At 59.8% G+C, this 12,386-nt stretch carries 12 protein-coding genes; 4 read left to right on the top strand and 8 right to left on the bottom strand.

Annotation, left to right across the window (positions count from 1 at the left end):
• The first annotated feature begins 246 nt into the window (after window positions 1–246).
• Window positions 247–1,650: a H(+)/Cl(-) exchange transporter ClcA gene (gene clcA / locus AC6I8F_RS22145; RefSeq protein WP_088517419.1), complete on the top strand. Its 1,404-nt coding sequence runs from the start codon at window positions 247–249 to the stop codon at window positions 1,648–1,650.
• Window positions 1,651–1,723: 73 nt separating this feature from the next.
• Here clcA and AC6I8F_RS22140 read toward each other — a convergent pair whose 3' ends face one another.
• From AC6I8F_RS22140 to AC6I8F_RS22130, 3 genes are all read right to left on the bottom strand, one after another.
• Window positions 1,724–1,975, bottom strand: a complete 252-nt coding sequence (locus tag AC6I8F_RS22140; RefSeq protein WP_498028895.1) for a helix-turn-helix domain-containing protein — start codon at window positions 1,973–1,975, stop codon at window positions 1,724–1,726.
• A 17-nt stretch (window positions 1,976–1,992) separates the two neighbouring features.
• Window positions 1,993–2,313, bottom strand: a complete 321-nt coding sequence (locus tag AC6I8F_RS22135; RefSeq protein ID WP_498028894.1) for a type II toxin-antitoxin system RelE/ParE family toxin — start codon at window positions 2,311–2,313, stop codon at window positions 1,993–1,995.
• A gap of 192 nt (window positions 2,314–2,505) precedes the next feature.
• Window positions 2,506–3,732, bottom strand: coding sequence for an MFS transporter (locus AC6I8F_RS22130; RefSeq protein WP_498028893.1), 1,227 nt, complete (start codon window positions 3,730–3,732; stop codon window positions 2,506–2,508).
• A gap of 159 nt (window positions 3,733–3,891) precedes the next feature.
• Between AC6I8F_RS22130 and AC6I8F_RS22125 the strand changes: the two genes are divergently transcribed.
• Complete coding sequence (locus tag AC6I8F_RS22125) at window positions 3,892–4,239, top strand: ArsR/SmtB family transcription factor (protein ID WP_498028892.1); 348 nt, start codon at window positions 3,892–3,894, stop codon at window positions 4,237–4,239.
• A gap of 220 nt (window positions 4,240–4,459) precedes the next feature.
• Window positions 4,460–5,554: a dimethylsulfone monooxygenase SfnG gene (gene sfnG / locus AC6I8F_RS22120; RefSeq protein ID WP_058770353.1), complete on the top strand. Its 1,095-nt coding sequence runs from the start codon at window positions 4,460–4,462 to the stop codon at window positions 5,552–5,554.
• 2 nt (window positions 5,555–5,556) lie between these two features.
• Here the strand turns inward: sfnG and AC6I8F_RS22115 are convergent, their stop codons facing one another.
• Complete coding sequence (locus tag AC6I8F_RS22115; protein WP_211724528.1) at window positions 5,557–6,747, bottom strand: CynX/NimT family MFS transporter; 1,191 nt, start codon at window positions 6,745–6,747, stop codon at window positions 5,557–5,559.
• Window positions 6,748–7,055: 308 nt separating this feature from the next.
• Here AC6I8F_RS22115 and AC6I8F_RS22110 point away from each other — a divergent pair, with 308 nt between their 5' ends.
• A complete protein-coding gene (locus tag AC6I8F_RS22110; RefSeq protein WP_022547228.1) occupies window positions 7,056–7,589 on the top strand; it encodes a sterol desaturase family protein in 534 nt (177 codons plus the stop codon).
• Here the strand turns inward: AC6I8F_RS22110 and crtB are convergent.
• Genes crtB through AC6I8F_RS22090 form a run of 4 tightly spaced genes read right to left on the bottom strand, consistent with a single transcriptional unit; the run spans window position 7,528 to window position 12,378 of the window.
• The gene (crtB, locus tag AC6I8F_RS22105; protein WP_059009308.1) at window positions 7,528–8,457 is read right to left on the bottom strand and encodes a 15-cis-phytoene synthase CrtB; all 930 of its coding nucleotides are present in this window, start codon (window positions 8,455–8,457) and stop codon (window positions 7,528–7,530) included. The two genes, AC6I8F_RS22110 and crtB, sit on opposite strands and share 62 nt — an antisense overlap.
• Window positions 8,454–9,935 carry a phytoene desaturase gene (locus AC6I8F_RS22100; protein ID WP_058770350.1) on the bottom strand — a complete coding sequence of 494 codons (1,482 nt, stop codon included), beginning with the start codon at window positions 9,933–9,935 and terminating at the stop codon, window positions 8,454–8,456. The genes crtB and AC6I8F_RS22100 overlap by 4 nt, the downstream gene beginning before the upstream one ends.
• On the bottom strand, window positions 9,935–11,101 hold the full coding sequence (gene crtY / locus AC6I8F_RS22095) for a lycopene beta-cyclase CrtY (protein WP_498028891.1): 1,167 nt from the start codon (window positions 11,099–11,101) through the stop codon (window positions 9,935–9,937). The genes AC6I8F_RS22100 and crtY overlap by 1 nt, the downstream gene beginning before the upstream one ends.
• Window positions 11,101–12,378, bottom strand: a complete 1,278-nt coding sequence (locus AC6I8F_RS22090) for a glycosyltransferase (protein ID WP_498028890.1) — start codon at window positions 12,376–12,378, stop codon at window positions 11,101–11,103. Before AC6I8F_RS22090 ends, crtY begins: the two co-directional genes overlap by 1 nt.
• Between the last annotated feature and the right edge of the window lie 8 nt (window positions 12,379–12,386).

The raw sequence follows: 12,386 nt of genomic DNA, 5'->3' as shown, positions 1-12,386 counted from the left end.
GGCGCGTCAATCCACCGCGTAAAATTCTGTGAGCATGCTGCAGCAAGCCTGCACTGCATTGCGGATTTTCTGCCCGGTTTGTTGCGCCCGATCGCAACCCAGCCTGGCGCCCACGCCACATCGCGCGGCCTGAGGTAAAATTATGTTGCGAATGATTGAGTTACCGATCAGGTGATTTTGGTTATGCTAAGCCCAAACTCTTTCCGGCGCAGCCAATGCGCTCAACTGTTGTAATTGAGGATGACGATGTCTGCCTTACCTGATGCCACCGAGCCTGCCAACGCGATGCGCGCCGGGCGCTTTATGCTGCTGCAAAAACTGCTGCGACGCGATAAAACCCCGCTGGCATTGCTGCTGCTGGCCGCGCTGGTCGGTATCCTCACCGGGCTGGTGGGGGTGGCTTTCGATCGCGCGGTCAATTTTATTCTCCACCTGCGGATCGGCTGGCTGACAGAGCGTGCGGATAACCTGGCCATGGCGTTGCTGAGCGCGTTTTTTATCTCGGCGCTGCTGGGCGGCATCGGCTATTTTCTGGTGCGCCGCTTCGCGCCGGAGGCAGGAGGCTCGGGCATTCCGGAAATCGAGGGCGCGCTGGAAGAGCTGCGCCCGGTGCGCTGGTGGCGCGTGCTGCCGGTTAAATTTATCGGCGGCATGGGCGCGCTGGGTTCTGGCATGGTGCTGGGGCGCGAAGGACCCACGGTACAGATTGGCGGCAACATCGGCGGTATGTGCCTCGATCTGTTTCGCGTGCGCGATTCCGAATCGCGTCATACGCTGCTGGCGACCGGTGCCGCGGCGGGGCTTTCGGCGGCGTTCAACGCGCCGCTGGCCGGCATTTTGTTCATTATCGAAGAGATGCGCCCGCAGTTTCGCTATAGCCTGATATCGATAAAAGCGGTGTTTGTTGGCGTGATCATGTCGAGTATTGTCTTTCGCGTGCTCAACGGTAATGAAGCCATCATTAATATCGGTCAGCTGCGTGACGCGCCCACCGAGACGCTGTGGCTCTATCTGGTGCTGGGTGTGCTGTTTGGCGGCTGCGGCGTGGCGTTCAACCGGCTGATATTTCTCGCACAGGACCAGTTTCAGCGCCTGCATCTCGGACGTACCGGGCGCTGGGTGCTGTTCGGTAGCCTGCTGGCCGGACTGTGCGGCGTGCTGGGTTTACTGCTGCCGCAGGCGGTGAGCGGCGGAACGACGCTGATTCCGGATTTCGCTACCGGACACTATGGCGCGCTGGCGCTGTTTGCTCTCTTCGCGCTGCGCACGCTGGTCACCATTTGCTGCTTCTCTTCAGGCGCGCCGGGCGGCATTTTTGCGCCCATGCTGACGCTGGGCACGCTGCTGGGCACCTGCTTTGGTCAGTTGAGCGCCGACTGGTTCCCGCATTATCAGCTGGAAGCCGCCACCTTTGCCGTCGCCGGGATGGGCGCGCTGTTCGCCGCCTCGGTGCGCGCGCCGCTTACCGGCATCGTGCTGGTGCTGGAAATGACCAATAACTATCAACTGATTCTGCCGATGATCATCACCTGCCTGGGCGCAACGCTGGCAGCGCAGTTCTTTGGTGGCAAACCGCTCTATTCTTCAATCCTGGCGCGCACCCTGGCCAAAGCACAACTCACTAACCGCGCCAGCGCCCGGACGGATTAGGCGTTTTTCCGGCGGCCATGACAGTTGAAGCCGATTAACACTATCGGCTTCACTCTCCGTCCTTATCGTGCTGTTAAAACTCAACGGTGGCAGAATCGATCCCGCAGGCTTTGGCGTAACGCGCAATGGTTTCAAAGCTGGCAGAGGTAATATTCTTTTCCATGCGCGAAACCGTGGGCGGTTTTACCCCCATCCGCTCAGCCACTTGTGCACTGGTCAATCCGGCATGCTGCCGCCACGCTTTGAGCAAGGCTTGCATACGGTCTTTTCGTTCCTCTGCTTCCCAGGCTGCGCGGTATTCAGGATCCTGAAGCATTTCTTTCATGTAGCTGATCATGGGTTTTATATTTCATTGAGCATCTCCTCCAGACGACGTAACGCTTTTTGAATCTCAGCTTCCGGGGTTTTTTGACTTTTGTTGATAAAAATTCGCAGCATGTAAATCTTTTGATTTCGCTGATAGACCCAGATTCCACGCGAAATATCGGTGCCTGAAGTTCTGAGCTCATACAAGCCATTACCCAGGGGTTTGGTATGGGGCTCACGAAGTGCGCGTGGATCTTCCTGTAAGCGGCTGACCAGTTTGACAAATTTCACTCTGATAATAGGCGGTAAGGCTTTCAGCTCATTTTCAGCTGCATCGTGATAAATGATCTCAAACACTCGCTGTAGCTCCATAATTTTACCGGAAGGAGAGGCATTAGCTCAAGGGCTAATATTAGCCCTTGAGCTAATGCTGGCGGACTAAGTCTGCAGGAGTTTATTAACTCAGGGAGATTGAGACGCCCGATGCGATCAAAGCTTCAGGCGCTGGTCTATGAAAGTTTTGATTCGATCGGGCGTGTTGATATCACCTCACGCCCGGCTTTTAACCCATCTGATGCGCTGGCTGAGGCTCCAGAGCATCAGTGCGGCGAGGGCGATGCTGCCGAGCACGGCGAAAGCGATCTGATAAGACCAGGCGGCGGCGATGCTGCCGGTCAGTGCCGGGCTGCATGCTGCGCCCACGCCCTGCATCAGCATGACGAAACTCTGGCCGGCATTGGTGTGTCCGCTGCCGTCAAGCACGCTGACGATGTAGCCCGGTACTGCCACGCCCAGCAGCCCGGCGGCCAGACCATCAAGAATCTGTACCGGTACCATCGCATAGGTGCCATCGAACAGGGAGGCGATGCCGGCACGCACCGGCAGCACCACCAGCGCGAGGGTGATCAGCAGCGGGAAACCGAGGCGGCTGGCGTTTCGGGCGGCGAATAGCGCCACGGGAATCATCACGCATTGCGAAATCACCACGGTTGCAGCGGTATAAACACCGGGGCTGAGCTGTCCGCTGTGCGTTGCCGCCGCGCGAATGCCCAGCATCGGCAACAGCGCGGCGTTGCCGAGGTGAAACAGCAGCAGCGTCAGGCCGGTAATCAGCAGCACCGGATTGCGCAGCAGGGCAGAGAAACCAGGAAGCTCTGCGGCCTGCTGTCGGGCACCGCCGCGCGCCGCGCGGTCATCGATCGCGTTACGCTGAATGGCGGCCACGGCAAAACATGCGCACAGTGCCATCGCGGTCATCAGGATAAAAACCGCATCGGTGCCCCACAGCCAGACCGCAAACCCGGCAAACAGCGCGGCAGTCATATTGCCGCCATGATTGAACGCCTCGTTTCTACCCATCTGCTGGCTGAACCCCTGAGAGCCGGTCAGGCCGAGGGTGACGCCGGTCAGTAACGGGGCAATAAGCGCGGCCGCGAGGCCGGTAACCACCTGCGAGCCAACCACCACTCCACCGTAAGGAAACCACCACAGCATCAGGGTGGCCAGCGTAATAAGCAGTGAGGCCAGAATCAGCAGCCCTTTTTTATGGTGCGTGGCATCGGTTGCCAGACCCGCCGGCAGCGTAGCCAGCAGACCGGCTAAACCGCCGGCAGTCATCGCCCAGCCAATATCATCCGCTCTCCAGCCATGCTCGGTAAGAAAGATCCCCAGGAAAGGGCCCAGTCCATCCCGCACGTCGGCCATGAAAAAATTGACCAGACACAACGCCTGGAGGGACCGCAAAGCAGCGGGATGCGCTATCGGATTTGCATTCATGTTGTGATGAAGAAAGAGTGGAAGATGGTGACAAGCATAGAGCAGCAATGTGACATCGTAAATTAGCGCAGCGCGATTGGCGCACCGCTCGTACTGCGCTATACATCGCCCGCCGACTCACGGATAATTTGCTGTCTTACGCCCTTACAGAGATAAGCAATGCTGGAAAATCATCCGTCGCGCGACGCCATCAGGCTGGAGAATGTGCTGGCCGCGCTGGGCAATCCGATGCGCATGGCGGTCGTCGCGCTGCTGGCACAGGGGGAGGAGCGCAGCTGCGGTTCGCTGCTGCAAGGCGTATCCAAATCAACCTTAACCCATCACTGGCGGGTACTGCGTGACAGCGGCGTAATCTGGCAAAAACCCTCTGGCCGCGAGAATCTGCTGTCACTGCGGCGCGACGATCTGGACGCGCGCTTTCCTGGTCTGCTTGATGCGCTGCTCAGCGCCGCCGTCGACGATGCCGCCACCCGAAGTGCGCTGCAGGCTTTTCAGCACGCGGACTAGCGCCCTTTTCGCCGGAGTGGCTGCAATTGCAACAGCCTGGCGACAGCGGCTGCTGCATCCGCAACAGTCATTCCTCATCCTCTTATTCAGTTAGCCCGTAAATCAGGCGTTTAATCTCTGCCAGGAACTGGCATGCTCACTGCATAGCCTCTTATAGCCAAAAGAATTAATGAAGATAATTTTCCGTTAATCCAGCTATAAGAAGTCTCAGGAGAAACCTATGTCACAGGTAAAACCGCTGCAGTTTGCTTACTGGGTGCCTAATGTTTCAGGGGGTTTAGTTATCAGTCAGATCGAGCAGCGCACGCGCTGGGACGCGGAGTACAACCGTGAACTGGCGAAAATCGCTGAACGCGCTGGCTTCGATTATGCCCTGACACAGATTCGCTTCACCGCCGGCTATGGCGCGGATAATCAGCACGAATCAGTCACCTTCTCTCAGGATCTGCTGAGCCACACCACAAAACTCAAAGTGATTGCCGCGCTGCTGCCGGGGCCGTGGAACCCGACGCTGGCGGCGAAGCAGATCGCTACCATCAGCCATCTGTACGGTCCGCGCATCGCGGTGAACATTGTCAGCGGCTGGTTTCGCGGCGAGTTCAAAGCGATTGGTGAACCCTGGCTCGATCACGAAGAGCGCTATCTGCGTTCGGAAGAGTTTATTCGCTGCCTGCGCGGCATCTGGCGTGAAAGCAGCTTCAGCTTCGCCGGAGATTTTTATCGCTTCCGCGACTACGCGCTCAAGCCTAAACCGCTCGATCCGCTGCCGGAAATTTTCCAGGGCGGCAGCTCGCGCGCCGCGCGGGACATGGCGTCACGAGTGTCTGACTGGTACTTCACCAACGGCAACACGCCACAGGGCGTACGCCAGCAGGTGGACGATATCCGCGCCAAAGCCGCCGTCAATCAGCACACCGTTAAAATCGGCCTGAATGGTTTTGTCATCGCCCGCGAGAGCGAACAGGAAGCCCAGGCGGTGCTGCAGGAGATCATCGCCAAAGCCAATCCGGATGCAGTGAAAGGCTTCCAGCATGAGGTAAAAAATGCCGGCAGCGCGTCGCCGGAAGGCGAGGGCAACTGGGCCAAATCCTCCTTCGAGGATCTGGTGCAATACAACGACGGTTTCAAAACCAATCTGATTGGCACGCCGCAGCAAATTGCTGAGCGCATCATGGAGCAGAAACGCGCTGGCGTGGATTTACTGCTGCTGGCGTTTCTGCATTTCCATGAAGAGGTGGAGTTCTTTGGGCGTGAAGTTATCCCACGCGTGCGCGAACTGGAACGACAGGAGGCGCTTAACGCCGTCACGGTCTGAGGTCAGATAGCGCGGTCGCGTCCGGCCAGCAGCGCCATCGCCATTTGCAGCGCGCTTACCGCCAACAGCATCAGCAGCGGGAGCTGCCAGCTGCCGCTGACATCATGCAGCATGCCGAAGCACAGCGGCCCCAGCGCTGCCAGCCCGTACCCCACGCACTGCGCCATGCCGGAAAGTTTCGAGGCCTGGCGATGGTCCCGGGTGCGTAAATTAAACAGTGACAGGCTGATCAGCAGCGAGGCGCCCGCCCCGAGGCCTGCCAGAATCAGCCACAATAGCGACCATGCGGGTGCCAGCAGCAGGCCGGTCACCGCGATGAAGATCGACAGCGAAGCCAGCAGCCCGATCAGACGCTGATCGCGCAGCTGCTTCAGCGCCCGCATACAGGCCAGATTGGAGGCGATCGCCACAATTTGATAGACGAACAACATGCCGCCCGCCTGGAGTTGACTGATGCCATTATCCTGTGCGAACGGGGTAAACCAGCCAATCAGGGTATAAAACAGCAGCGACTGGCTGGCCATGAACAGCGACACCTGCCAGCCGATCGCGGAACGCCACGGCGAACGCGTTACGGTGACCTCTGTCGCGCGCTGCGCATGCGTCGCGGGATTTTTCAGCTGCGGCAGCCACGCCAGCAGCGCGATCAGCGCCGGAATCAGCCAGACCGCCAGCGACAGACGCCAGCCGGCGCTGCTCAGTTCGGCCAGCGGCACGGCCACGCCGGAAGCGATGCTGGCGGTGATGCCCATGGTCATGGCATACAGCCCGATATAACGCGCGGTATGCGCGGTGTAATCCCGCTTAATCAGCGGCGGCAGCAGGACGTTGGCCGCCGCGATCCCGCTGCTGAGAATCAGCGTACCCAGCCACAGTGCCGTTTCGCTGCCGCTGATTCGCAGCAGTGAACCCAGGACGATCAGGAGTAACGCCCCCCACAGACTGCGCTCCAGGCCAAAGCGATTGCCGAACCAGGCGGCTGGCGGTGCCAGCGTGGCGAACATCAGCAGCGGTAAAAAGTTAATCACGCCGGCAGCGCTGGCGCTCAGGCCAAATGTCAGGCGAATATTTTCCAGCACCGGCCCGGTGGCGGTAATGGGCGTGCGTAAGTTGGCGGCGGTGAGTAACAGCAGTAGCAGGAAAAAGCCGGAACGACGCAGGGCAGAATCAGCAGATAAAGCGGTATGGGACATGTTTGCGCACCATGGAAATGAGGCAGAAAGTCTCTGCATATGGTGCGTTGATTGACGTTAACGCCTACGCAGCAGCCTGGACCGCTGAACCGCTGGCTATACTAACCAGCTGTTAAATCGATGTAAAGCAGAGCCACCCGGCCGCCTTCCAGGATAACCTTCTTGCCGCTTTGCTTGTCTGACGGTGACAGCACGCATCTGTGACCTGGCTGGTATTTACGCTGCCGGTGCGTTTTTTTGCCGGGGACTTGCGCCTTTCGCTATCCACGTCCACCTTTATACTCTCACTCTTCGCAAATGGACCAATGATGCTCTGGTTATGGAATGCGCTTATCCTGCTGGCTACCGTGATACTGATGGAGATCGTCGCGGCGCTGTCGCATAAATACATTATGCATGGCTGGGGATGGGGCTGGCATTTGTCGCATCATGAACCGCATGAGAGCAAATTTGAGCTCAACGACCTGTATGCCGTGGTGTTTGCGCTGTTGTCGATTGGCCTGATTTGGCTGGGTGTCAACGGTGTCTGGCCGCTGCAGTGGATTGGCGCTGGCATGACGACTTATGGCGCGCTCTATTTTATGGTGCATGACGGCCTGGTCCATCAGCGCTGGCCGTTCCGCTACATTCCGCGTAAAGGTTATCTGAAGCGGTTGTATATGGCGCACCGCATGCATCATGCGGTGCGGGGACGGGAGGGCTGCGTTTCCTTTGGCTTTCTTTACGCCCCGCCGCTGCACAAGCTGCAGGCGACGCTGCGCCAGCGCCATGGGCGTCGTGTCAACGCGGACGCTGCCACAGACCGGCAGGACGCGCCTGGGGATGAGCAAGGCGCGAAGTAAGCGCGACGCCGGCACCTTTCACCAGCAGCGCCAGCTTTTCGCCTTTACTGGTACGCTGGCGCGCATCCCACGCCCGGGCACCGGCATGCTGCACTTTTACGCCAATTTCCCGATAGACGCCGCGCGCGGTGGCGATCGCCCACGCCGAACGGAGCGGCAGTCCGGGTAGCCCGCTGCGCGCTGACTGATAGTAAGGTTCAGCCTCGCGCACCAGACGCGCCGCCAGCGGGGCCAGCGCTGCGCGATGTTGCGGATCGGCAAGCTGAGCGGCGCTCAGTCCGGCCTCATCCAGCCAGCTTTGTGGCAGATAGCAGCGGCCATTCTCCGCGTCCTCAACGATATCCCGTGCGATATTGGTCAGCTGAAACGCCAGACCCAAATCACAGGCGTGATCGAGTACGCGCTCATCACGTACGCCCATCACGCGCGCCATCATTAACCCCACCACGCCGGCCACGTGATAGCAGTAACGCAGCGTGTCCCCGAAACACGCGTAACGTTCTTCACGCGCATCCATCGCAAACCCTTCCAGATGATCAAACGCCAGCTGCTGGGGAAGCTGATGCGTCAGCGCCACTTCCTGAAAGGCACGAAACGCCGGTTCATCCATGTGGGCACCGCTGTAGGCGCGGCGGGTTTCGATTTGCAGGTGGCGCATCCGCGCCTGGGCATCCGCCACCGCGTGCTGCGTGCCGCCTTCGCCCAGCGTCTGACCATCTATCACATCGTCACAGTGACGACACCATGCGTACAGCATCAGCGTACTGCGGCGCGTTGGAGGATCAAACAGCCGGGTAGCGCTGGCGAAACTTTTGGAGCCCTGCGCCATGGTTTGGGTGACCTGCTCAATCAGCGGCGGTTGGTTCATCCGGTCAGATCCTCCACCATCAACTGGGCGGTCGCTTTCGCGGAGCCGATCACGCCTGGCACACCGGCACCGGGATGCGTGCCAGCCCCCACCAGATAAAGGTTAGTGATGTCGGCATCGCGGTTATGCGGCCGGAACCAGGCACTTTGCGTCAAAATGGGTTCGAGCGAAAACGCTGAGCCCTGATGCGCGTGCAGCGTGTCGCGAAAATCAAACGGCGTAAACATACGGTGTGTCACTAACTGCTGTCGCAGACCCGGCATATAGTGCTCCTCCAGATAAGCAAAAATGCGATCGCGCAAGCGCGGTCCTTCCTGTTGCCAGTCAATTGCGGCGGTACCGAGATGCGGCACCGGCGCCAGCACGTAAAAACTGCCGCAGCCCGCCGGTGCCAGCGACGGATCGCTGGAGCAGGGCGCATGCAGATACAGCGAGAAATCTTCCGCCAGCTGGCTGCTATTGAAGATCTCATCGATCAATTCACGATAGCGCGGACCAAAGCACACGGTGTGATGCGCCAGCTGCGGGTGGGCATGATTAAGACCAAAATAGAGCACAAATAGCGAGTTGCTCATCCGCTTGCGCTTCAGCGTCGCCGCGCGTTTACGCGCCGCAGGATGCTGGCTTAACAGGCGATCGTAGGTATGCACCACGTCAGCATTTGACGCAACGGCGGCGGCGGCAAAACGGCGCCCATCCTTCAGCTGTACACCGCTGATGCGGTTACCCTCGGTCTCCAGCTGGCTGACTTCGGCGTTGAGCAGCAGTTCACCGCCCAAATCGCGAAACAGCCGCGCCATGCCATCAACCAGCGCGCCGGTACCGCCGCGCGGAAACCACACGCCCCATTCGCGCTCCAGTGCGTGAATTAAGGTATAGATCGAAGACGTTGCAAAAGGATTACCGCCGACCAGCAACGAGTGAAAGGAAAAAGCCTGGCGCAGATGATCGTCCTGAATAAATTTCGCCACCATGCTGTAGACACTGCGCCAGGCTTGCAGCCGACCCAGCTGTGGCCCGGCACGCAGCATGTCGCGGAAATGCAGAAAAGGCACGGTGCCCAGTTTCAGATAGCCCTCACGAAACACATCCTGTGAATAGGCCAGAAACTGGCGGTAACCGGCGACATCCTGCGGGTTAAAAGTAGCAATCTGCTGCTCCAGCTGCGCCTGATTGTTGTCGTAGTCCAGCTGCCTGCCGTCTTCCCAGCACAGGCGATAAAACGGCGTCACCGGCATCAGGTCGACATAATCACTGAGTTGCTTGCCTGCCAGCGTAAACAGCGCCTCGATAGCGCTGGGATCGGTAATCACCGTCGGACCGGCATCAAAGGTAAAACCCTGATCCTGATAAACATAGGCGCGCCCGCCAGGCTTATCGCGCTGTTCCAGCAGCGTGACCGGCACGCCGGCCGCTTGCAGACGAATCGCCAGCGCCAGGCCACCGAAGCCTGCGCCAATCACATAGGTGCGTTTCATTATTTCTTCCCTGGTAACGGAGAGGTCATCATCAATGCGCGCAGCGCTTCGCCGAGAGGGACCGGCGGTTTGCCGCACAGAATGCGTGCTTTATCGCTGAGGCGCAGTTGCCCGGCGTAAAAGCGGCTAATCAATCCGGCGTCAAGCCGGTAAAAACGCTGCATTACGCGCCAGCGCTGTTCAGGCCGTCCGGCAAGAAACAGCATGCGATTTAACAGACGGAAAAAGCGCTGCTCGCGCCAGTGCTGACGGGCAAAGGATTCGATGTAGTGGCTCAGCGTGTGAGCATCGGCGGGCAGCGTGCTGGCAATCTTCTCCGCCAGCGCCACTGCCGCAGGCAGCGAGTAACCGGTGGTGGCGTGAAACAGTCCGGCACGCAGCCCGCTGCACGGTTGTCCGTGCTGCTGTTGCCAGAACTGATCGATATCGCCGCTGAGCGTGATCGGCAGCGAGCCGTGCTCCTCGCGCAGCAGCTGGCGCAGATTCCAGCCGCGCTGGTGGGCATAATCAGTAATGTGCCGGCGTGCCTGTGCGACATCCAGCGTGGCATGGTTGATGTAATGGGTATCTTCAATCAGTAAACGGCTGGCGCTGAGCGGCAGGGTGTAAACAAAGCGATAACCCTGCTGCTGATCGACGCTGGCGTCCATCAATATTGGCTGCTGCAGGCCATGCGGCGCGGCCAGTTGCCACTCCTGACCGACAAATGCCTGATAGCCGAGCTGCAGATGCGGTGTCGGCTGCAGCCCGCGTCCGTCAATCACCGCCTGCGCCTGTAACATCCCGCCATCCGCCAGTCTGACCCCGGTGGGTGAGACCTCGCTGACCGGCGCTGCGGTGCGTAGCGCGGCACCGAGCACCTGCTGTAAGTACCGGGCAAAATCCTCAGAGGCAATCGAGCAATATTCACCATCCAGCTGGCGACGCAGGGTGGGGAAGCGTACCTGATAACCGGGCCAGCGCGCCGAAAGCAGCGGCTCGAGCCAGCGAAACTGCGCTTCGCTGACGTCTTCGCGATGGAACGACCAGGTATGATTGCCAGCCGGCTGCGCCTGACTCTCCAGTAGCAAAACCTTAAGTGCGGGCTGCAGCTGGCGTAAACGCAGCGCAATCAGCCCGTTAGCCAGGCCGGCACCGACCAGAATGACATCATAAGGTGCGCGCATCAGGTGGCCTCCGCCAGCACGATTTGCTGCTGACACAGCGCCTGCTCGACAATATCCGCCGCGCGCGTACAGCCACCGGCCCGCTGCAGCTGCGCCTGAATGGCTGACATACGCAGACGATAGCGATCGTCATTCAGCAATTGTTGCAGGTGTCGCTCCAGCTGCGCGACGCGGCTGAAACGTGAGGCGCGCCGGCCGACGCCGTGCCACTCAATACGTGCCGCCACACCGGGCTGATCGAAGGCGATAGGCAGCGCCAGCATCGGCTTGCCGCATTCCAGCGCTTCCAACGCACTGTTCAGTCCGGCATGGGTGATAAACAGTTGTGCGTGCTGCAGCGCCGCCCGCTGATCCACAAAATCGGTCACCCACGCAGCACCGGCCAGTCTGAGCTGATTTGCCTGGCTGGCGGTCAACCCGCCACAGTGCGCCACCACCAGCGACAGCTGCTGATTGCGGCAGGCCTGGGCCAGGTGCAGAAACAGGCGAAAACGATGCCCCTGTAGCGTGCCTAGCGAGGCATACACCACCGGCTGGCGCAGCGCTGGCCAGGGAGCGGCGAGCGCGCCGCTAGCGACTGGAGTTCGCAGCGGACCCACGCTGTGATAGCAGGCTGGCAGTTGCTGACGCGGAAAATCAAAAGCGGGCACCAGCTGACTGATTTGCGCCAGCGGCGACAGACACTGATGTAAGCCATGGCGTTCGGGCAGGCCGAAGGCGCGCGCATGACGAGCGATTACAGCGCCATGACGACGCATGATGCGGTCGTAGATGTCGCTGCTGGCCTGATAGCGCTGCAGCGCTTTCTCATCCTGAGCAAAGCGAAAGGGCATTACCGCCAGCGGAATGGCCGCTTCACGATTGACCGGCAGCGCGCAGGCCACCGACACGAACGGCAGCTGTAACGCCTCTGCCACCAGACCGCCAGCCGCTTCCATTTGGTCGGCAATCACGCCATCGACCTGCAGGCGTTTCAGCACCGCGGGCAGTTCGCGGCACAGCATATCGGTGGTGCTGGCCAGATCGTGAATCACGCGAAACAGCGACAGCCCGCCCGGTGCGGCCAGCCGCCTGAGTTCGCTGGAGAGCGATCCGGCAGGATGCGTGCGCTCGCCGACGGCTACAAAGGCAATACGCTCGTCGCTCAGCAAGGTGCGTGCATCGCTTTGCTGAATAAAGGTGATGCGGTGTCCGCGCACCAGCAGCGTTTGCGCCAGCGCCTGCAATGCGTGAAAGTGGCTGTAGAGCGGTGGCGCAATAACGGCAAAATGCCCCATAGGTATGA

The sequence above is a fragment of the gamma proteobacterium symbiont of Axiagastus rosmarus genome (assembly GCF_059730925.1).
The sequence above is the reverse complement of the archived record's forward strand: the minus strand, read 5'-3'. Positions and strand labels throughout refer to the sequence as shown.

What these genes read in the sequence shown, in the direction of transcription:
- crtY (WP_498028891.1), bottom strand. Translation starts at nt 11,101, where the DNA reads ATGCGCGCACCTTATGATGTCATTCTGGTCGGTGCCGGCCTGGCTAAC.
- clcA (WP_088517419.1), top strand. Translation starts at nt 247, where the DNA reads ATGTCTGCCTTACCTGATGCCACCGAGCCTGCCAACGCGATGCGCGCC.
- AC6I8F_RS22140 (WP_498028895.1), bottom strand. Translation starts at nt 1,975, where the DNA reads ATGAAAGAAATGCTTCAGGATCCTGAATACCGCGCAGCCTGGGAAGCA.
- AC6I8F_RS22100 (WP_058770350.1), bottom strand. Translation starts at nt 9,935, where the DNA reads ATGAAACGCACCTATGTGATTGGCGCAGGCTTCGGTGGCCTGGCGCTG.
- AC6I8F_RS22090 (WP_498028890.1), bottom strand. Translation starts at nt 12,378, where the DNA reads ATGGGGCATTTTGCCGTTATTGCGCCACCGCTCTACAGCCACTTTCAC.
- AC6I8F_RS22115 (WP_211724528.1), bottom strand. Translation starts at nt 6,747, where the DNA reads ATGTCCCATACCGCTTTATCTGCTGATTCTGCCCTGCGTCGTTCCGGC.
- AC6I8F_RS22125 (WP_498028892.1), top strand. Translation starts at nt 3,892, where the DNA reads ATGCTGGAAAATCATCCGTCGCGCGACGCCATCAGGCTGGAGAATGTG.
- crtB (WP_059009308.1), bottom strand. Translation starts at nt 8,457, where the DNA reads ATGAACCAACCGCCGCTGATTGAGCAGGTCACCCAAACCATGGCGCAG.
- AC6I8F_RS22110 (WP_022547228.1), top strand. Translation starts at nt 7,056, where the DNA reads ATGCTCTGGTTATGGAATGCGCTTATCCTGCTGGCTACCGTGATACTG.
- sfnG (WP_058770353.1), top strand. Translation starts at nt 4,460, where the DNA reads ATGTCACAGGTAAAACCGCTGCAGTTTGCTTACTGGGTGCCTAATGTT.
- AC6I8F_RS22130 (WP_498028893.1), bottom strand. Translation starts at nt 3,732, where the DNA reads ATGAATGCAAATCCGATAGCGCATCCCGCTGCTTTGCGGTCCCTCCAG.